Consider the following 19,482-nt stretch of genomic DNA (forward strand, 5'->3'; position numbering starts at 1 on the left):
CGTGGCGGCTCCTAAAATGTGCAGCGCCGAGGTTCGAGAATTCTGCAGGGCATAGCACAACCTGGGGAGGGGTTGTGGAAGATTCGAGATGGGCGAGCGAGCGGCATCGAACGGCTATCGGGCGATCAGGGCTTTCGGTGCCGGCCCGCCAGGCTCTTGCAGACGGCCAACTGCACCCAGATCACACGATTCTGGATTTTGGGTGCGGCCGTGGCGACGATGTACGGGCTCTGAAGCGGTTGGACCGTCAAATCACCGGGTGGGACCCGCACTTCCAGCCACACGCTCAGAAGCGTCCGGCTGACGTTATCCTCATGACTTATGTTCTCAATGTGATCGAAAACCCGGCAGAGAGGCGTGACACGCTCCGAGCGGCGTGGGCGTTGACAAAAGCCGTGTTGGTTGTGTCGGCACGCCTTACATGGGAACGCTCCAAAGTGCACGGCGATCAGGCTGCTGATGGAGTTCTGACAAGTCGTGGCACCTTTCAACACCTGTTCGCCACACATGAGCTCCGGTATCTTGTTGAGGATGTCACCGGCTCGCACTGTGTGGTGGCTGCGCCTGGGATCATCTACGCGTTCAGGGACGAAGCAGCCCGGCTCGGCTACCTCGCACAGCGCATCTCTCCCCAGTTGAGCTGGATAGTTTCCGATGAGGCTGGCGGTGCCGTCAAGGCTTTGGTGGAGTACGTCGAACACCGGGGCCGGGCACCACGGTTGGAGGAGGTGCCAAGGCTGGTCGCAGAAGTTGTCGCCCAGCTTAAGCCAGCCGCTGTGCGGAGGCTCCTCCGTGAAACGGCTCGCCAGGAGCTAGTCGACGCTGCGGCACGCAGGTCCACCCTGGATACCCTGCTGTTCCTGGCACTCGAACTGTTCAACGGCAGAGGGCGATTCACGAGTCTTCCGCTATCTGTCCAGCTGGATATCCGGGCCTTCTTTTCCTCCTATGCGGAGGCATGCCAGCGAGCCGACCGCCTTCTGCTCAAGCTGCGCGATGACTCATACGTCCGAGGCGCCATGTCGGCCTCTAGGGTGGGCAAGCTAACGCCGACGGCGCTGTACGTCCATCAGCGTGCCCTGGGCGCGATGCCGGCTGTCCTTCGGCTTTACGAGCATTGCGCTTCGATCGCAGCGGGGCGCCCCGCAGAGTGGACAATCGTTAAGCTCAAGCACGATGGGCGAGCAGCGAGCTGGCTGCACTACCCCGAATTCGACTCGGATCCGCATCCGCGGATCCGCAGTGAATACCAGGTCGACCTCCGGTCGCTCGAGACTTCTCATCGATCATATGAGGGGTCGACAAACCGCCCTCTAGTGCATCGCAAGCATGAATTCCTTGCCCCAGATGATCCGGATGCCGCACGTTACAGGCGTCTGACGGACTTTGAGGTTAGGGCTGGCCTATACGCCAGGCCGCACCTGATCGGAACGGAAGGCGGATGGGAGGCGGAGCTCGCCCGCTGTGGTCGGCACCTGAAAGGACATCGCCTGGTCAAGCGGCGACCAGATCAGGCTTCCGGTTGAAGCTTGAGCACCTCGGCCACAACAGCATCAACGTCGAGGTCATTCAGCTGACTGGGCAGCCAGGACAGCCGCAGCCCGTTCCTGGCCGTGTGCTCGCGAAGGCCCATTGCCGTCAAGACGTGGCTTGGAGTGTATGAGGCGCTTGTGCAGGCTGAACCCGTCGCCACTGCGACCTGGTCCTGCAAGGCAACGATGAGTGCCTCAGCGTCCAGATCGGCGAAGGAGACGTTCAGGATGTGCGGAACGGTGTGGGCGGGGTCGCCGTTGATGGTGAAGCGAGTCTGAGCGAGCGCCGTGAGGAGGACTTCCCGGATCCGCTCTGACTCCTTCTTCCACTGCGCGTGCTCACTGTGGAAGAGCCGGGAGGCTTCGGCAAGTCCCACGATCAATGGCACCGGAAGGGTGCCTGGACGTAGCTTCCGCTCCTGTCCGCCGCCGAACATGATGGGCTCGAGAGGGACCTTGTTCCAGCCGCGGCGGCGCAGCACGAGCGCCCCGACGCCCTTCGGTGCACCAATCTTGTGGCCGCTGATGCTGATCATGTCGATGGGAGCCTTGAGGTCCTCGATCACTTTTGCGTAGCCCTGGGCGGCATCGACGTGAAGGTAGGTAGGTGTCTTCTGGAGCTCGCGGGCCAGGTCGGCGACGGGTTGGATAACGCCAGTCTCGTTGTTCACGTGCATGAGTGAGACGAGCAGGGTGTCCGGCCGCAGACGCTCAAGGACGGATTCGAGGGAGATCCTGCCACTGGGGCCTGGCTTGATGTACTCGACCTCGAAGCCGCGAGACGCCAGGTGCTCGAGAGGCTCGAGAACGGCCTTGTGCTCGATCGCCGACGCGATGATGTGACGCCGGCCACTTTTTTCCCCGAACGGGGCAAGGCCGAGGATCGCGATGTTGTTGGACTCTGTTGCTCCGCTGGTGAAGACGAGCTCTTCTGGCTTGGCGGCTACCGTCCTTGCGAGGTACTCCCGGGCTTGCGCCACGGCACGCTTGGCGCGGGTGCCGTACTCGTGGGTCCGGCTGCCGGCGTTGCCGAACTCCTCGGTCATCCAGTGGAGCACTACCTGCGCGACACGCGGGTCGACGGGGGCGGTTGCTGCCACATCCAGGTACGTCGCCATCAGCAGACCCCCAGGCAGTCTTTGGTGCGTAGGACACGTCTCAAACGTTAAATCGGTGACGTGGCTACGATACCCTTGCGTAGGTGGGCACGCGTACAGCTATCAAGACAGGCAGTAGGACGTCAGCGGGCTTCGAGTACGTCTTCCCTGCCATCCGAGGGGTACAGGCGGGGCGGGAGTTCTACGTCTCCATGTGCCCACTGCGGCTGATCCCCAAGATCTTCCTGTTCGACGACGAGGAGCTCGCCGCCGAGGTCAGAGCACAGCGTGTGCTCAACAAGGGAAGACTCCCCGCTCTCGCGAAGTACATCCTGGACAACCCAGACAACTATGTCTTCAGCGCCCTCACTGCGTCTGTCGATGGCGAGATGATCTTCGAGAGCATCCACGACGAAGGTCCTGGCATGCGCGCCGGCCAGATCCGCATCCCCATGGACGCTCGCTTCCTGATCAACGATGGCCAGCATCGCCGGGGCGCGATCGAACTGGCCCTCAAAGAGAACCCCGACCTCGGTGACGAGACCATCGCGGTGGTGTTCTTTCACGACACAGGACTTTCGCGCTGTCAGCAGATGTTCGCGGACCTCAACAGACATGCGGTCAGGCCACCGCGGTCGATCGGTGTGCTCTATGACCACCGCGATGAGGACTCGGCGCTTGTCCGCCTCTTGGTACTGCGGTCATCGGTGTTCACCGGCCATGTGGAGATGGAGAAGAGCACCCTCTCTTCAAGCTCGCGCCGGCTCTTCACCTTGAGCGCTCTGTACTTCGCTACCCAGGCGCTGCTGCAAGGGATTGAGCTGGCAAGCCAGGAGCAGGCGGTGTCCCTGGCGCAGACCTTCTGGGAGACGGTCGACGCGGCCATCCCGGAGTGGCGCCTGGCGCGCGAACGCAAGCTGTCCGCACCGGAGATCCGGCGGGACTTCATCCACAGTCACGGCATCGCCCTGCATGCTCTTGGCCGTCTCGGAAACACACTCCTGCGGGAGTCGACGGACCCGGCAGAGTGGGCGCCGAGGTTGGCGCCGCTCAAGCAGGTGGATTGGTCCCGCAGCAACCAGGACTGGGCCGGCAGAGCCATCGTGGCGGGCCGGGTCTCCAAGAACCATCAGAACGTGACGCTGACCGTGAACTATCTGCGCCATCATCTGCAGCTTCCTCTCGGCGTTGAGGAGCAGCGGGTCGAGGAGGCGTATATGCGAGGAGACGAATGACCACCCTCCCACTCATCCAGGTGCGACGCCCGCTCTTCGGAGGCCGCAAACTTGCGGAGGTCGTGGGGGAACTCGCTGAGGAGATCCGCGAGCTCTACACCGCGGACCAGGTGCCGTGGGTCGTCGGCTACAGCGGGGGCAAGGACTCCACAGCAGTCCTCCAACTTGTCTGGCTCGCGCTGCAGGGACTGCCGGCTGATCAGCGAACGAAGCCGGTTCACGTGATTAGTACCGACACGCTTGTGGAAAACCCTGTGGTCGCCATGTGGGTAAAGCACTCCCTGGAGAAGATGCATCAGGCAGCTGTGGATCAGGATCTTCCGATCCAGCCACACCGTCTGACGCCGGAGATCAAGGACAGCTTCTGGGTGTCCCTGATCGGTCGGGGCTACCCTGCGCCGCGCCCGAAGTTCCGCTGGTGCACCGAGCGCTTGAAGATCAGGCCGTCCAACGCGTTCATCCGCAGCGTCGTGCAGGAGCATGGCGAGGCCATCCTTGTGCTGGGCATCCGCAAGACAGAAAGCCAGGCGCGTGCCCGGGCCATGGCGAAGCATGAGGAGCGACGTGTTCGCGACCGCCTCTCGCCGAACGGCAACCTGCCGAACTCCCTCGTCTACAGCCCCGTGGAGGAGTGGACCAACGAGGACGTGTGGGCCTTCCTCATGCAGCAGGAGAACCCCTGGGGGTACGACAACAAGGACCTCCTGACGATGTATCAGGGAGCCTCGGCGGATGGCGAGTGCCCGCTCGTCGTCGACAACACCACGCCTTCCTGCGGTTCGAGTCGATTCGGATGCTGGACATGCACCCTCGTCGAAGAGGACAAGTCCATGTCAGCCATGATCCAGAACGACGACGAGAAGGAGTGGATGCTTCCGCTCCTGACTCTGCGGAACAAGCTGGACGCGCCCCTTGGGCTCGACGAGGAGACAGGCAAGCCGCTGCCCGACAAGCCCATTCGCGACTTCCGGCGCATGAACGGCAGCGTGATGCTCTTCGGGGACGGTGAGGACGTCGTGCACGGGCCGTACAAGCAGTCGGCTCGGGAGGAGTGGCTGCGGGACCTCCTGGAAGCGCAGACGTGGGTGCGCGAGCACGCCCCTGAGAACGTGCGGGACATCGAGCTGATCACGATGGACGAGCTGCACGAGATCCGTCGGCTCTGGGTGTTCGAGAAGCATGAGGTAGAGGACTCCGTTCCAAGAATCTACCGTGAGACCACGGGAGATGAGTTCCCCGGGCGCACCCTGGATTCTCAGCTGGTCCTGGGCGCCGATGAAATGAAGATCCTTGAAGAGATTTGCCAGGGCGATACCCTGCATTTCGAGACGACCCGAGCCCTCCTTGGGGTGGAGCGGAAGTACCGCACCATGACGCGCCGTTCAGGCCTTTTCAAGGCGTTGGAAGAGACCATCAAGAAGGGCTACTACGCCGACCGGGAGGACGCCCTCGCCTTTGCGCAGCGAAAGAGGGCTCTTCGGACGCGCAAGTTCACCACGCCCAGCATCTTCGACGAAGAGACCAGCGCCGATGCTCCTGCATAAGATCACTTTGGAGAACTTCGGGGCCTACCGAGGTCGTCACTCACTCGAACTGACTCCGAAGAAGAATCAACCGATTGTACTGATTGGCGGCCTGAACGGCTGCGGCAAGACCACGCTGCTCGATGCGATCCAGCTGTCCCTGTATGGCCGGCGTGCCAACTGCAGTGCCCGTGGCGGACGCAACTACGAGATGTTTTTGCGTGAGAGCATCAACAGGCAGGTTGAGGCGGGGGAGGGTGCGTCAGTCGCGATCGAGTTCTCAATCGCGGTAGAGGACGAGGAGCGGTTCTACACCGTTATCCGTAATTGGGGTGCCGATGGCAAGGATGCCTTGACGGTTGAGATTAACGGAGTTGCCGAGCCGGTTATCGCCGGTGGATGGCTCGAGCATGTAGAGGAAATTCTTCCCTTCGACCTTTCTTCCCTGTTCTTCTTTGATGGGGAGAAGATTGAGGCGCTCGCCGACCCGGAGCAGGCCGGTGCCGTCATTCGTACTGCAGTCCGATCGCTCATGGGGGTTCATGCAGTCGAGCAGCTGCGTACTGACTTGGGTGCCTTGCAGCGTCGCCAGGAGATGACGCCCAAGGATCAGGAACTCATGGCCGTGCTCGAAGCCCGCGAGGCTGAGTATGAGGCGGCTGTGGGAGCAGTGGATGCGGAAGTTCAGAAGCGCAGCAGGCTCAAGGCGACTCTGGACCGTCTCCAAGGAGAACTGGAGCAGTCAGAGCGTGATTTCGAGCGCGAAGGGGGGCGACTCTTTGAGCGTATGAAGGACCTTGAGGTGGACCGTGAGCGCGTTAAGTCACAGGTCGAGGCTTCTGCATCGGCTCTGGTGAACGCTGCAGCGTCCTCGCTCCCTCTCCTTCTGCTGCAGGACCAACTGGAGACGCTGAGCAAGCAGGCCGAGCAGGAGAGCGAGGCGTTCAAGGCGATTCAGGTCGTGGAAGTGCTGGCGGACAGGGATAAGTGGCTCCTTGGTCTGCTTGATGGCCTCCCGGACTCCACTCGCCAGTCCGTGTCGCGGAAGCTCACGGCGGACCGAAAGAAGCGCACCTCCGTCGCTAGCTGGGAGCATGGGTTCCGCCTTCCGCACGACGCGGTGGCCCAGTTGGCGGTTCTGCGTCAAACGCTTGCGCACGACCTGAAGCGGTCACGAGAGCTCCTAGACGAGTCTGCGGGTTTGCGGGACGAATTGGACACGCTCGACCGGCAGCTCTCGAGCGTCCCCGACCAGACTCGTGTCGAGTCGATCATGGCCAAGCGACGAGAACTCCATGACGGAGTCGCTGTGGCAAGAGCTGACCATGAGCGCGCGAGTGCAATCATCGACGACCTGAAGCGACGACGCGATCAACTGGAAGCTGCTGTAACCCGTGCCCGTAAGGAAGCGGGCGATTCCACGTGGGACGCGGAGGCTGCAAAGAGGCTCTTCGACTATGCCGAGCGTACGAGAGGAACTCTCGCGCAGTTCAGTGGCGCACTTGTCAAGCGTCACATTGGGCTCTTGGAAGTAGCGGTCCTGCAGAGCTTCGATGAGCTCATGCGCAAGCGAGGTCTGGTCAAGAATCTTCACATTGATCCGGAGAGCTTCGCCTTGAAGCTTTGGGACGAGGAGGGTGAGCAGCTCAACCTTGGTCGCCTCAGCGCCGGTGAGCGACAGCTTCTCGCGATCTCACTCTTGGCCGGTCTGATGAAGGTGGCAGGCAACCGCCTCCCCAGCGTCATCGACACTCCACTGGGCCGGCTCGACAGTCAGCACCGCCAGCATCTCGTCGACCGCTACTTCCCCAAGGCCGGCCGCCAAGTGCTGTTGCTCTCCACCGATGAGGAGATCGACGAGCACCTGCTGGCTCGCCTGAAGCCTTCGATCTCGCATACCTACATGCTGGTCCACGATGACACCGAGCTCACCACTGCTGTCGTGCCCGGATACTGGTGGACCTCGGGAGCCGTCCATGTCGCTTGAGATCATTCGCCTGTCGAAAACAGCCCGTGATCAGCTCGTGTGGATCAAACGGCACACTGGAATCTCCCATTGGAACGTGCTGTGTCGTTGGGCGCTCGCCGTTTCTCTGAAGGATCCCAGCACGCCGCTGGTGCGAGAAATCGTCACGGACTCGAATGTGGAGATGAGCTGGCGGACCTTCGCCGGTGAACACGGTGACATCTATCTGGCGCTGATCCAGCAGCGCTGTGTGTCCGACGGCGAAGAACCGACCGATAAGAACGTTGCCAACACACTTTTGGTGCACCTCCATCGTGGAGTGGGGTACCTCCACGGGATGCGGGACATGAGAAGCATCAACGAGCTGGTCGCCCTCGCCGCTAACTGAAGCCTGAGGTGGGGTCGGGCGCACCGCTCGGCCCCACCGAGTCATCGTTGCCGTGGCGGGGGGCAGTCGTGTAGCAAGGCGGCCCGCGGTAGCCGGTCTGCTCGGCTGACTTGGCGAGGCGACCACAGCCTGGGTTGGGTAGCCGAGGCGGCTGTCCCCGCGCGGCTTGCACTGATGGACGTGAGCTGCTGCCCGCGCTGCCGCCGGTGATACGGAATGCAGCCCGTGTAGCTGGCGTGGCGGCGTAGCCTTCGTGCATGGCAGAGAGCAAGGTCCGGAAGGCCGCAGCTAAGTCGGCGGGAACGGTGGCCGCAAAGCCGTGGAAGCCGGAGTCGCATCTGGCGATGGTGCGGCGAGCTCGGAAGATCAACCGGGCGTTGGCGGAGGTGTACCCGTACGCGCACCCGGAGCTGGACTTCGAGAACCCCTTCGAGTTGCTGGTCGCGACGGTACTGTCGGCGCAGACCACCGACCTGAGGGTGAATCAGACGACGCCGGCCCTGTTCGCGAAGTACCCGACGCCGGAGGACATGGCGGCGGCGGTGCCGGAGGAGCTGGAGGAGCTGATCCGCCCGACGGGGTTCTTCCGGAACAAGGCGAAGTCCCTGCTCGGCCTGTCGGCTAGGCTCCGGGATGACTTCGGTGGCGAGGTACCGAAGACCTTGGAAGACCTGACATCACTGCCTGGTGTCGGCCGCAAGACCGCCAACGTCGTTCTCGGAAACGCACGTGATCCTAAAACGGGAGAACCCTTCGGCGTCCCCGGGATCACCGTGGACACCCACTTCGGGCGGCTGGCCCGGAGGTTCGGCTGGACCGAGGACGAGGACCCGGTGAAGGTCGAGGCCACCGTGGCGGAGATCTTCCCGAAGTCGGAGTGGACGATGCTCTCGCACCGGGTGGTCTTCCACGGCCGCCGGATCTGCCACGCCCGCCGCCCGGCCTGCGGCGCCTGCCCGATCACCGAGCTCTGCCCGTCGTACGGGGTCGGCGAGACCGATCCGGAGAAGGCCGCGAAGTTGCTGAAGTACGAGAAGGGCGGCCAGCCCGGCCAGCGGCTGAGGCCGCCGGCCGACTACCCTGGCGAACCCGCCCGTCCGGCGGGGTGGGTGGCCGTGGGTGCGGGTGTGGGCGCGGGGGAGGCTGAGGCGGAGTGACCGGTCGTCAGATGGTGCGGGTGGAACGGGACGGACTGCCGGAGTGGCTGGTGCCGGTGCGCGAGGCGGCGGAGACCGTCCGCCCGGAGCAGCTGAGCCGCTTCCTGCCGCCGGCCGAGGGCGGACGCGCGTCGGCGGTGCTGGTGCTGTTCGGTGACGGACCGTCGGGCCCCGACCTGCTGCTGATCGAGCGGGCCCGGGCGCTGCGCTCGCACGCCGGCCAGCCCTCCTTCCCCGGCGGTGCGCTCGACCCGGAGGACGGCGACCCGCAGGGCGACGGCCCGGTGGCGGCGGCGCTGCGCGAGGCCGAGGAGGAGACCGGGCTGGACCCGAGCGGGGTGCAGGTCTTCGCCACCCTGCCCGCGCTCTACATCCCGGTGAGCGGCTTCGTGGTGACCCCGGTGCTGGGGTGGTGGCGGCGGGAGACGCCGGTCGCCCCGGTGGACCCGGGCGAGACCGGCGCGGTGTTCCGGGTGCCGCTCACCGAGCTGACCGACCCGGCCAACCGGGCCCGGCTGCGGCACCCCTCCGGCCACGTCGGCCCGGCCTTCGAGGTGGCGGGGCGGCTGGTCTGGGGGTTCACGGCCGGGGTGATCGACCGGGTGCTGCACTTCAGCGGTCTGGAGCGGGAGTGGGACAGCTCCCGCACGCTCAGCCTCTGACGGTGGCCTGGGCTCCGGTGGCGTCCTGTGTCCTGACGGCGGCCCGCGTCCTGACGGCGTCCTGCGTCCTGACGGCGGCTCGCGCTCCGAAGGGGGCCCGCGCTCCGAAGGCGGCTCGGGGCGGGCCGGGGCCCGTGCGGCGGCGGGGGTCTTCACGGCACCCGTCCCCGGCTTTGTCCAGGCCTTCGGCCATTCGGGCGGCCGCCCGTGGGAGGGTAGCCGGGTGAACGTCCTGGATCTTCTGCTGATCGTCGCCGCGCTGGGCTTCGCCGTGACCGGCTACCGGCAGGGCTTCGTGGTCGGCGTGCTGTCGGTGCTCGGGTTCCTGGGCGGCGGTCTGATCGCCGTCCAGCTGCTGCCGCTGCTGCTGCGCCACCTTGACCCCGGCACGGTGGCCTCGGTGGTCGCGGTGCTGGTGGTGATCGTCTTCGCGGCGATCGGCCAGGCGGTCACCACGCACTTCGGCTGGAAGCTGCGCGGCCACATCGGCCGGCGGCCGGCCCGCACCCTGGACGCCGTCGGCGGCTCGGTGGTCAACGTGATCTCGATGCTGCTGGTGGCCTGGCTGATCGGCTCGGCCCTGGCGGGCACCTCGATGCCGACGGTCTCCAAGCAGGTGCGCAGTTCGCAGGTGCTCGGCGGGGTGCAGGCGACGCTGCCCGCCTCCGCGCCGAACTGGTTCCGCGACTTCACCCAGGCCCTGGCCAGGAACGGTTTTCCCCAGGTCTTCAACCCCTTCGAGCGGGAGCAGATCACCGAGGTCAGCCCGCCCGACCCGGCGCTGGCGGCCAGCCCGGCGGTGACCCGGGCCCGGCAGAGCCTGGTGAAGGTGGTCGGCACCGCCACCGCCTGCGGCAAGACCCTGGAGGGCACCGGCTTCGTCTTCGCCCCGCACCGGGTGATGACCAACGCCCACGTGGTCGGCGGCGTCGACGAGCCGACGGTGCAGGTCGGCGGCACCGGCAAGCTCTACGACGCCACCGTGGTCCGCTACGACTGGCAGCGCGACATCGCGGTGCTGGACGTGCCCAAACTGGACGCCCCCGCGCTGGAGTTCGTCGCCGACGAGGCGAAGAGCAACGACAGTGCGATCGTGGCCGGCTTCCCGGAGAACGGCGCCTTCAACGTCCAGCCCGCCCGCATCCGCGGCCGGATCAAGGCCACCGGATCGGACATCTACCACCGCGGCCAGGTGGTCCGGGACATCTACTCGATCCGTTCCCTGGTCCGTCAGGGCAACAGCGGGGGGCCGCTGTTGAGCCCGGAGGGCAAGGTCTTCGGCGTGGTGTTCGCCAAGTCGCTGGACAGCTCGGACACCGGGTACGTGCTGACCGCCGCCGAGGTGCAGGGCGAGGCGGCCGCGGGCGCGGCCGCCACCGGGCGGGTGGACACCGAGGGCTGCGCGCTCTGAGGGCGGCCGCCGGCGGGACGGCTCCTGCCGCGACCCGCCGGGACCCTCCCCGGCCCTCCCCGACCCGCCGCGACCTTCCCCCGACCTCCGTTGTTCCGTGGACCGTGGCTGGTAGCGTCGGCCCGTGCTCACCCGTTCGGCTCAACTGCCGTGCGGTGCGGACGAGCCGACGACGGGTCAGTCAGCTGGGACGACGGAGGACGACCGGCCATGATGGGTCACTCGCACGCGGTCAGCGGGGCGATGCTGTACGCGGGCACCGCACCGTTCCTGGCACCGATGCTGTTCGACGTCCACCTGGCGCCCGCCGACGTCCTGATGGGCACCGTCCTGGCGGCCGGCGCCGCGCTGCTGCCGGACCTCGACCACCACGACGGCACCATCGCCAACTTCCTCGGGCCGGTCTCCAAGGTGCTCTGCCGCTTCGTGGCCTGGGCCTCCGGCGGGCACCGGCACGCCACCCACTCGCTGCTCTTCGTCGCCCTGATGGGTGGCGGCACCTGGGCGGGCATCAGCTACCTGGGGCGCAACTTCACCCTGGGCATGACGTTCTTCCTGCTCGCCCTGGCCATCCGGGCCCTGCGGCTGCACCCGCCCGGCGACGGGCCGACGATGTGGATCACCATCATCGGCCTCTCCGTGCTCGGCACCGCCGGGATGGACACCTGGCTCCCCAGCGCTCCCGGCTGGCTCCCGTACGCGGTCGCCCTCGGCACGCTGGCCCACCTGCTGGGCGACTGCCTCACCAAGAAGGGCGCGCCGCTGCTCTGGCCCCACAAGGAGCGCTACGAGACGGTGCTGATCAAGCGCAGCGGCAACGCGGTGGAGACCAAGGTGCTGGTGCCGATCATGTCGGTGGCCACCTTCGTGCTGCTCTGGTTCACCGCCGTCTCGCCGACCGTGCTCAACTAGGGGCCGGCAAGGAGGCTCCGCCAGCCCTCGCGTCGCACAGGCCCCTACAGCCCTTGCGTTGTACAGCCCTTGCGTCGCAGGCGCGTCTAGCCCTCGCGGCGGAGGCGCGCCCCGACCCAGCGGGCGCGCCGCCCGAGGATGCGCGGGATGCCCAGCGGGTGCTCGTCCCCGGCCTGGCGCTGGCGGCCGATCCGGCTGTGGCCGTCGTACTCGCGGGGCCAGTCGACGGCCGGGGTCTCGGGGTAGGGGTACTGCGGGCTGTCGGCGCGGCGGCGTCGGCGCGCGACAGCTTCGCGATCGGGCATCCAGGTCATACCGGATGGATGCCCCCGTGCCGGGCGGGCTAATCGCCACCGGACGGTCGCCTGGCCTATGCGATTGTCATATGAACCTGCCGATATGAGACTCCGTCAGGACGGTCTACGGGCTCCGTCAACCTCCGGACGGAGGCCCGCCACTCCGTCAGGACCGTTGTCAGGTCGGCCGGTCGGGCCCCCTACGGCTGGTGCTCGCGCACCCAGGAGACCAGCTCCGCCGAGAACTGCTCCGGCACCTCCTCGTGCGGGTAGTGCCCGACCCCCGGCAGCAGCCGCCAGCGGTACGGCGCCTCGACGTACTCCCCGGCGCCCAGCGCGGTGTGGGAGAGCAGCACCGGGTCGGCCGCGCCCTGCACGTGCAGGGTCGGTGCGGTGACCGGGCGCTTCATCCGGCGGGCGAACTGGATGCCGTCCGGGCGGGCCATCGAGCGCAGCAGCCAGCGGTACGGCTCGATCGAGCAGTGCGCGGTGCTGGGGATCTGGATGGCCTGCCGGTACGCGTGCAGGGCCTCCGGGGCCAGCTGGTTGGGGCCGGTCCAGGCGTTCAGGTACTCGGCCACCAGGGCGCCGTCGTCCGCCACCAGCCTGCGCTCGGGCACCCAGGGGCGCTGGAAGCTCAGGACGTGGTCGAAGGCCGCCATCTGCCGACGGTCCGTCAGCAGGGAGCGGCGCAGGTGGCGGGGGTGCGCGGCGGAGACCACGGTCAGGCTGCGGATCACCGAGGGCCGCATCACGGCCGCCACCCAGGCCAGCGAACCGCCCAGCGCGTGCCCGACCAGGTGGGCCTGCCGCTCGCCCAGCGAGCGGATCACACCGGTGATGTCGAGCGCCAGGTTGCCCGGGTCGTAGCCGCGCGGGGTGCGGTCGCTGCCGCCGATCCCGCGCAGGTCCAGCGCCACCGCGCGGAAGCCGGCGTCGGCCAGCGCGGTCAACTGGTGCCGCCAGGCCCACCAGTACTCGGGCCAGCCGTGCACCAGCAGCACCAGCGGGCCCTCGCCGACCTCGGCGATGTGGAACCGGGCGCCGTTGGCCGCCAGGTCGCGGTGGGTCCACGGCCCGGCCGAACGCAGTTCCCACGGCGTCTCGGCGATCTCGGCGGCTCTCGTTCCGGGGTTCGGCCTGTTGGCGGTCAGCGACATACCGAGAGCCTGTCACACCCGGCAGTGGAACGGCCGCCCGGCACTCGGTCCGGGCGCGGATGGCCCTGGCGGGCGGCGGACGGCCTTGGCGGGCCCGGTGGGCGGCCCCGGTGGGTCCGGTGGGCGGCCCCGGCGGGTCCGGTGGGCCCGTGGGCCGGTGGAGCTCCGGCCCCGGTCGGCGTCCTGACGACGGATCAGCGGATGCGGCCGAGACCCCGGTCGATCTCCTCCTGGGTGGCCGGGCGCGGCCGGGCGTTCTTCAGCACGTCGGCGGTCTTCTGGGCGCCCTCGATGGTGCGGCGCGGCTTCTCGATCCGCTTGAACGAGCGCAGCGCCAGCAGGCCGAGCAGCACGGCCAGCAGCAGGTAGGCGCCGGCCACGATCAGGAACGACCAGCCCAGCGAGAGGCCCAGCGCGTGCAGCCCGAACGCGGCGGCGGCGCTCAGCATCGGCACGGCGGCCAGCGCCACCACGCCCGCCACGATCAGCGAGACGCCGCCGGAGACGCCGCGCTTCACGTCCTGACGGATCTCGGCCTTGGCCAGTGCGATCTCGTCGTGCACCAGTGCGGAGAGGTCGGCGGTGGCCGCCGCGAAGAGCTGGCCCACCGAACGCTCGCCCTCGTAGGGCGCCCGGCCGTCGCTGGTCGGGTCTGCGGTTCCTGCGGGCATCAGCGGTTCTCCTTCGGCTTGGGCTGCGGTCCTAGGCGTTCGGTACCGACAGCTCTGAATCATGCCCCTACCGGCCAGTCCGGCACCACTCCGGGGCACCCCAGGGGCGACGGCGTGTCACCCGTCGGGGCCGCGGGGGCACCCGACGGGGCGTCAGCTGCCGTCGGGTCAGTTCGCCTGCTGCTGGTAGACGTCCGGGATGCCGTCGCCGTCGGAGTCCCGGTCCTCCTCCTCGCAGAGGGCGCGGTAGTGGCGGTTCCGGAGCTTGAGCAGCACGGTGGCGACCAGCGCGCAGAGCAGCGAACCGACCAGCACGGCAGCCTTGGCCCGGTCGGCCAGCGCCGGGTCGCCGGGGAAGGCCAGCTCGCTGATCAGCAGCGAGACGGTGAAGCCGATCCCGGCCAGCACCGAGACCGCGAACAGGTCGGCCCAGGTGAGTTGCGGGTTCAGCTCGGCCCGGGTGAAGCGGGCGGCCAGCCAGGTGCCGCCGAAGATGCCGACGGTCTTGCCGACCAGCAGCCCGAGTACGATGCCGAGCGGCGTCGCCTCGGTGAACACTTCCGCGAGTGCCGGCCCGGACACCGTCACACCGGCGGCGAAGAGGGCGAACACCGGCACCGCGAAACCGGCCGACAACGGCCGCACCAGGTGCTCGATGTGCTCGCCGGGAGAGACCTTCTCGCCCTCTTCGCGGTGGCACCGCAGGATCAGGCCCATCGCCACACCGGCCACCGTGGCGTGCACCCCGCTCTCGTGCATCAGCGCCCAGATCGCCACGCCCAGCGGCACGAACAGGTACCAGCCGTGCACCCCGCGGCGGTGCAGGAACCAGAACAGCACCAGCCCCGCGAAGGAGAGCCCGAGCGCCCAGAACTTGATGCCCGAGCTGTAGAACACCGCGATGATCAGGATCGCGATCAGGTCGTCCACCACGGCCAGGGTGAGCAGGAACGCCCGCAGCGCGGACGGGAGGTGACTGCCCACCACGGCCAGCACGCCGAGCGCGAAGGCGATGTCGGTCGCGGTCGGGATCGCCCAGCCGGACGGGTGGCCGCCGGCCCCCGCGTTGGCCAGCGTGTAGACCACCGCGGGCAGTGCCACACCGCAGACCGCGGCCACCACCGGCAGCGCCGCCGCCGCAGGATTGCGCAGCTCACCGGCCACGAACTCGCGCTTCAGCTCGATCCCGGCCACGAAGAAGAAGATCGTCAGCAGGCCGTCCTTGGCCCAGGAGTCCAGGGACAGGTCGAGGTGGAGCGGGGCGGACGGCCCGACCGTGAACTCCTTGACGCTCTCGTAGGCGCCCGGCCAGACGTTCGCCCAGACGAGGGCGGCGGTCGCGGCCAGCAGGAGGAGGACACCACCCACGGTCTCGGTGCGCAGGGCGTCGGCGATGTACGTCCGCTCGGGGAGCGAGAGCCGGCCGAGGAGCTGACGGCGGAGCGGGGCGGGCGGCGGAGTGGCCGACGGAGTGGGGGGCGTGGACGGCGTGGGCGGCGGCGTTGCCACGGTGGCGGACCTCCAGGGCGGGGCGGCGGGTGCGGCCACGGGCGTGGACACACGGGTGGTGTGGTGCCGACCAGACTTCCCGGCGCGCCTCAGAGATCTTGTTGTGTTTTTGACAGCTTATCGGGCTCGGTCCGGGAACCCTGAGGCGGCGTCCGGTTTGCCTATTTTATGAACACCGCCGCCTCCCGCTCGTGCGCTCCTGCCGCACTGGCGCCGCGCCGACGCCATGCCGACGCGGTGCCGTCGCCGCGCCTGCCACGTGCCGGACGTGCGCCCGCCCGTGCGCTCGCTCGAATGGCCGCAGCGTCGTGCGACGCTCCCGGGGCGTTCCTAAGGTCAGGGCAGTGTGCCGCCCAGAACGGGCGCCGGCTCGTCCCTCCGGGAGCACGTGATGGTCAGTCAGCATCCCACCCCCACCCCCATACCAGCGCCCTCCGCGCCGCCGCCCTCCGCGGCGCTCTCGCCCGAACTCGCCCAGCTGCTCCGGCCGCTGTTCAGCGGGGCGGCCCCGGGCGGCGGCATCGCCGTCGCCGTCATCCGTGGCGGCGAACGGACCGTGGTCTGCCGGGGCTACGCCGACCGCTCCGGCTCCCGCCCGGTCCGGGCCGACACCCGCTTCGCCCTCGGCTCCGTCACCAAGACCTTCACCGGACTGCTCCTCGCCGAGATGGTGGCCCGGGGCGAGGTCAGCTACGAGGACCCGATCGACCGCTACCTCCCGGCCGACGCGCTCCCCGGTTACCCGCAGGAGCGCCCGATCACCCTGCTCCACCTGGCCACCCACACCTCCGGACTGCCCCGGCTGCCGGTCGGCCTCACCCCGGCGGCGGTGCCGCGCTGGTTCACCGACCCGTACGCGAGCTTCAGCCGCCCGCACCTGCTGCGGGCGCTGCCCCGGACTCCCGTGCGCGGCATGCCGGGCGCGCAGTACCGCTACTCCAGCCTGGGCTGCGGACTGCTCGGCCTGGCGCTGGAGAACGCGGCCGGCCTCCGGTACGAGGAACTGCTGGCGGGCCGGGTCTGCGGCCCGCTCGGCCTGGTCGACACCTCCTGCGCGGAGGACCGCGAACCGACCTCCGGCTACCGGCGTGGACGCCGGGTCTCCTCCTTCCGTCTGCCGGCCCTGCCCGGCGCGGCTGCGCTCAGCTCGACGGCGGACGACATGCTGCGCTACCTCCAGGCCCACCTGGCGGTGGACGCGGTGCCGATCCCGGAGCGTGGCGGTGCGGCGGCGGCGCTGCGCTCGGCCCTGCGGGACGTCCGGCTGCCCCGGGTGGAACGCCGGCGGGGCAGCGGGGGGAGGGGCGGGGTGCGGATCGCCCTGACGTGGAACCAGCGCCCGGTGGAGGACGGCGAGTTGCTCTACCACGCGGGCTCGACCGGCTCGGCCCGCGGCCGGGTCGGACGGGGCGACAGCGCCGGGAGCGGGGCGCCGTCGGCGGTCTTCGCGGGCTTCAACCCGGTGGCCCAGGTGGGGCTGGTGGCGATGGCCAGCACCCTGCCCGGGCTGCGGCGGCGCTTCACCCAGACCGCGTACGGGACGCTGCGCCGCCTGGCGGCGGGGTAGCGGCTCGCGGGCCGGGCCGGGCCGGGCCGGCCGGTCCCGGGTCAGTCGTTGGTCTGGTCTGGTCTGATCTGATCCGGGTCGGCTCGGACCGGTCGGGTCTGGGGCCGGTCCTGGTGGTGCCCGGTGCCACGGGCACCACCAGGACCGTCTCCTCCGCCGGGGCGCGGCCCTGGCGGGGTGTCAGCTCGTTCTCGCGCCGACCGGTGGTCAGCCCTGGTCGTTGGCCGGGAGCTGGGACTGGATGGTGTTCATCACCGAGGCGTCGGCGAGGGTGGTGGTGTCACCGACCTCGCGGCCCTCGGCGATGTCGCGGAGCAGGCGGCGCATGATCTTGCCGGAGCGGGTCTTCGGCAGCTCGCTGACCACCTTGATCTGCTTCGGCTTGGCGATCGGGCCGAGGGTCCTGCCGACGTGGTTGCGCAGGTCGGCGATCAGCTCCTCGCTCTCGGTGGCGTTGCCGCGCAGGATCACGAACGCCACGATCGCCTGGCCGGTGGTGGCGTCGGTGGCGCCGACCACGGCGGACTCGGCCACGGAGGGGTGGCCGACGAGGGCGGACTCCACCTCGGTGGTGGAGATGTTGTGGCCGGAGACGAGCATGACGTCGTCGACCCGGCCGAGCAGCCAGATGTCGCCGTCCTCGTCCTTCTTGGCGCCGTCACCCGCGAAGTAGCGGCCCTCGAACCGCGACCAGTAGGTGTCGATGTAGCGCTGGTCGTCGCCCCAGATGGTGCGGAGCATCGACGGCCACGGCTCGGTCAGGACGAGGTAGCCGCCGGAGCCGTTCGGCACCTCGTTGGCCTCGTCGTCGACGACGGTGGCGGCGATGCCCGGGAGCGCGCGCTGGGCGGAGCCCGGCTTGGTCTCGGTGACGCCCGGCAGCGGGCTGATCATCATGGCGCCGGTCTCGGTCTGCCACCAGGTGTCCACGATCGGGGTCTTGCCCGCGCCGATGTGCTCGCGGTACCAGACCCAGGCCTCGGGGTTGATGGGCTCGCCGACGCTGCCCAGGACCCGAAGGCTGGACAGGTCGAACTTGGCGGGGATGTCGTCGCCCCACTTCATGAAGGTGCGGATCGCGGTCGGCGCCGTGTAGAGGATGGTGACGCCGTACTTCTGCACGATCTCCCAGAACCGGCCCTGGTGCGGGGTGTCCGGGGTGCCCTCGTAGATGACCTGGGTGGCGCCGTTGGCGAGGGGGCCGTAGACGATGTAGGAGTGGCCGGTGACCCAGCCGATGTCCGCGGTGCACCAGTAGACGTCGGTCTCCGGCTTGAGGTCGAAGACCGCGTGGTGGGTGTAGGCGGCCTGGGTCAGGTAGCCGCCGGAGGTGTGCAGGATGCCCTTCGGCTTACCCGTGGTGCCGGAGGTGTAGAGGATGAAGAGCGGGTGCTCCGCGTCGTGCGCCTCGGGGGTGTGCTCGGTGGACTGACGCTCCACCAGCTCGTGCCACCAGAAGTCGCGGCCCTCGGTCCACTCGACGTCCTGACCGGTGCGGCGGATGACCAGGACCTTCTCGACGCCCTCGACCTTGGTCAGCGCCTCGTCGATGGCCGGCTTGAGCGCGGAGGGCTTGCCACGGCGGTAGCCGCCGTCGGCGGTGATGACCACCTTGGCGTCGGCGTCCTTGATGCGGGAGGCGACGGCGTCGGCCGAGAAGCCGCCGAAGACCACGGAGTGGGTGGCACCGATCCGGGCGCAGGCGAGGATCGCGACGACCGCCTCGGCGATCATCGGCAGGTAGACCGCGACCCGGTCGCCCTTGCGGACGCCGAGCTCCAGCAGCGCGTTGGCGGCCTGCGAGACCTCGTCCTTGAGCTGGGCGTAGGTGATGGAGCGGCCGTCGCCCGGCTCGCCCTCGAAGTGGATCGCGACTCGGTCACCGTTGCCGGCCTCGACGTGCCGGTCCACGCAGTTGTACGCCACGTTGAGCTTGCCGTCGGCGAACCACTTGGCGAACGGCGGGTTCGACCAGTCCAGGGTCTCGGTGGGCTCGACCGCCCAGCTGAGCCGACGGGCCTGCTCGGCCCAGAAGCCGAGCCGGTCCTCGGAGGCCTGCGCGTACGCGGCCGCGGTGACGTTCGCGTTGGCCGCCAGCTCCGCGGGCGGGGCGAAGCGACGCTCCTCCTTGAGCAGGTTGGCCAGGCTCTCGTTGCTCAACGCGCACTCCTCATCGAGTCTCAATGCTGCGGGGAACCCCGTGCGGAGGGATTGTCCCGTGTGTCCCAGCGCACAGCTCACCAGGCGAACCGGCATGTTGACAAGAGGCGCCCGTTAATTGGTGTAGACCTTTGACCGGCACGTGACCAGGGGGCGAACACCGGGCGCGGGATGGCCCGGGCAGGGCGAGGAGGCTGCGGGCCTCCGGCCTGCGACGGGTGGTTCCGATGGGCGGG

General features: G+C 68.5%; 16 protein-coding genes. 10 read left to right on the top strand and 6 right to left on the bottom strand.

The window, feature by feature from the left end; genetic code table 11:
* Positions 1-74: 74 nt before the first annotated feature.
* Positions 75-1,526 (top strand): DNA phosphorothioation-associated putative methyltransferase, encoded by a 1,452-nt coding sequence (locus tag ACIA8O_RS12030; RefSeq protein ID WP_396293538.1) that lies wholly within the window; start codon positions 75-77, stop codon positions 1,524-1,526.
* Here ACIA8O_RS12030 and dndA read toward each other — a convergent pair.
* Complete coding sequence (gene dndA / locus ACIA8O_RS12035; protein WP_396293539.1) at positions 1,511-2,650, bottom strand: cysteine desulfurase DndA; 1,140 nt, start codon at positions 2,648-2,650, stop codon at positions 1,511-1,513. The two genes, ACIA8O_RS12030 and dndA, sit on opposite strands and share 16 nt — an antisense overlap.
* Before the next feature lie 83 nt (positions 2,651-2,733).
* Here dndA and dndB point away from each other — a divergent pair, with 83 nt between their 5' ends.
* The 8 genes from dndB to ACIA8O_RS12075 all read left to right on the top strand — a co-directional run bounded on the left by dndB (position 2,734) and on the right by ACIA8O_RS12075 (position 11,883).
* Entirely contained in the window at positions 2,734-3,864 is a 1,131-nt protein-coding gene (gene dndB / locus ACIA8O_RS12040) for a DNA sulfur modification protein DndB (RefSeq protein ID WP_396293540.1), read from the top strand.
* Positions 3,861-5,408 (top strand): DNA phosphorothioation system sulfurtransferase DndC, encoded by a 1,548-nt coding sequence (gene dndC / locus ACIA8O_RS12045; protein WP_396293541.1) that lies wholly within the window; start codon positions 3,861-3,863, stop codon positions 5,406-5,408. Before dndB ends, dndC begins: the two co-directional genes overlap by 4 nt.
* Entirely contained in the window at positions 5,395-7,374 is a 1,980-nt protein-coding gene (gene dndD / locus ACIA8O_RS12050) for a DNA sulfur modification protein DndD (RefSeq protein WP_396293542.1), read from the top strand. Before dndC ends, dndD begins: the two co-directional genes overlap by 14 nt.
* Positions 7,364-7,741, top strand: coding sequence for a DNA sulfur modification protein DndE (dndE, locus tag ACIA8O_RS12055; protein ID WP_396293543.1), 378 nt, complete (start codon positions 7,364-7,366; stop codon positions 7,739-7,741). The genes dndD and dndE overlap by 11 nt, the downstream gene beginning before the upstream one ends.
* Positions 7,742-7,998: 257 nt before the next feature.
* A complete protein-coding gene (gene nth / locus ACIA8O_RS12060; protein ID WP_396293544.1) occupies positions 7,999-8,898 on the top strand; it encodes an endonuclease III in 900 nt (299 codons plus the stop codon).
* An 11-nt stretch (positions 8,899-8,909) separates the two neighbouring features.
* On the top strand, positions 8,910-9,560 hold the full coding sequence (locus ACIA8O_RS12065; RefSeq protein WP_396293609.1) for an NUDIX hydrolase: 651 nt from the start codon (positions 8,910-8,912) through the stop codon (positions 9,558-9,560).
* Between the two features lie 223 nt (positions 9,561-9,783).
* A complete protein-coding gene (locus tag ACIA8O_RS12070) occupies positions 9,784-10,971 on the top strand; it encodes a MarP family serine protease (RefSeq protein WP_396293545.1) in 1,188 nt (395 codons plus the stop codon).
* Positions 10,972-11,181: 210 nt separating this feature from the next.
* Entirely contained in the window at positions 11,182-11,883 is a 702-nt protein-coding gene (locus ACIA8O_RS12075) for a metal-dependent hydrolase (protein WP_396293546.1), read from the top strand.
* 86 nt (positions 11,884-11,969) lie between these two features.
* Here ACIA8O_RS12075 and ACIA8O_RS12080 read toward each other — a convergent pair whose 3' ends face one another.
* From ACIA8O_RS12080 to nhaA, 4 genes are all read right to left on the bottom strand, one after another.
* On the bottom strand, positions 11,970-12,188 hold the full coding sequence (locus tag ACIA8O_RS12080; protein ID WP_396293547.1) for a hypothetical protein: 219 nt from the start codon (positions 12,186-12,188) through the stop codon (positions 11,970-11,972).
* Positions 12,189-12,379: 191 nt separating this feature from the next.
* Positions 12,380-13,339: an alpha/beta fold hydrolase gene (locus ACIA8O_RS12085; RefSeq protein WP_396293548.1), complete on the bottom strand. Its 960-nt coding sequence runs from the start codon at positions 13,337-13,339 to the stop codon at positions 12,380-12,382.
* 194 nt (positions 13,340-13,533) lie between these two features.
* The gene (locus tag ACIA8O_RS12090; RefSeq protein ID WP_396293549.1) at positions 13,534-14,010 is read right to left on the bottom strand and encodes a phage holin family protein; all 477 of its coding nucleotides are present in this window, start codon (positions 14,008-14,010) and stop codon (positions 13,534-13,536) included.
* Positions 14,011-14,178: 168 nt separating this feature from the next.
* Positions 14,179-15,519 carry a Na+/H+ antiporter NhaA gene (gene nhaA / locus ACIA8O_RS12095; protein ID WP_396293550.1) on the bottom strand — a complete coding sequence of 447 codons (1,341 nt, stop codon included), beginning with the start codon at positions 15,517-15,519 and terminating at the stop codon, positions 14,179-14,181.
* A gap of 391 nt (positions 15,520-15,910) precedes the next feature.
* Between nhaA and ACIA8O_RS12100 the strand changes: the two genes are divergently transcribed.
* The gene (locus tag ACIA8O_RS12100) at positions 15,911-17,086 is read left to right on the top strand and encodes a serine hydrolase domain-containing protein (RefSeq protein ID WP_396293551.1); all 1,176 of its coding nucleotides are present in this window, start codon (positions 15,911-15,913) and stop codon (positions 17,084-17,086) included.
* 207 nt (positions 17,087-17,293) lie between these two features.
* Here the strand turns inward: ACIA8O_RS12100 and acs are convergent, their stop codons facing one another.
* Positions 17,294-19,246, bottom strand: coding sequence for an acetate--CoA ligase (acs, locus tag ACIA8O_RS12105; protein ID WP_396293552.1), 1,953 nt, complete (start codon positions 19,244-19,246; stop codon positions 17,294-17,296).
* Between the last annotated feature and the right edge of the window lie 236 nt (positions 19,247-19,482).

Origin of the sequence: Kitasatospora sp. NPDC051853, assembly GCF_044452665.1 — a bacterium.
In the GTDB taxonomy this organism is placed as follows: Bacteria; Actinomycetota; Actinomycetes; order Streptomycetales; family Streptomycetaceae; genus Kitasatospora.

Coding starts and splice junctions, on each gene's coding strand:
- dndA (WP_396293539.1), bottom strand. CDS start 2,650: ATGGCGACGTACCTGGATGTGGCAGCAACCGCCCCCGTCGACCCGCGT.
- dndC (WP_396293541.1), top strand. CDS start 3,861: ATGACCACCCTCCCACTCATCCAGGTGCGACGCCCGCTCTTCGGAGGC.
- dndD (WP_396293542.1), top strand. CDS start 5,395: ATGCTCCTGCATAAGATCACTTTGGAGAACTTCGGGGCCTACCGAGGT.
- dndE (WP_396293543.1), top strand. CDS start 7,364: ATGTCGCTTGAGATCATTCGCCTGTCGAAAACAGCCCGTGATCAGCTC.
- nth (WP_396293544.1), top strand. CDS start 7,999: ATGGCAGAGAGCAAGGTCCGGAAGGCCGCAGCTAAGTCGGCGGGAACG.
- ACIA8O_RS12065 (WP_396293609.1), top strand. CDS start 8,910: ATGGTGCGGGTGGAACGGGACGGACTGCCGGAGTGGCTGGTGCCGGTG.
- ACIA8O_RS12075 (WP_396293546.1), top strand. CDS start 11,182: ATGATGGGTCACTCGCACGCGGTCAGCGGGGCGATGCTGTACGCGGGC.
- ACIA8O_RS12080 (WP_396293547.1), bottom strand. CDS start 12,188: ATGCCCGATCGCGAAGCTGTCGCGCGCCGACGCCGCCGCGCCGACAGC.
- ACIA8O_RS12085 (WP_396293548.1), bottom strand. CDS start 13,339: ATGTCGCTGACCGCCAACAGGCCGAACCCCGGAACGAGAGCCGCCGAG.
- ACIA8O_RS12090 (WP_396293549.1), bottom strand. CDS start 14,010: ATGCCCGCAGGAACCGCAGACCCGACCAGCGACGGCCGGGCGCCCTAC.
- ACIA8O_RS12100 (WP_396293551.1), top strand. CDS start 15,911: ATGGTCAGTCAGCATCCCACCCCCACCCCCATACCAGCGCCCTCCGCG.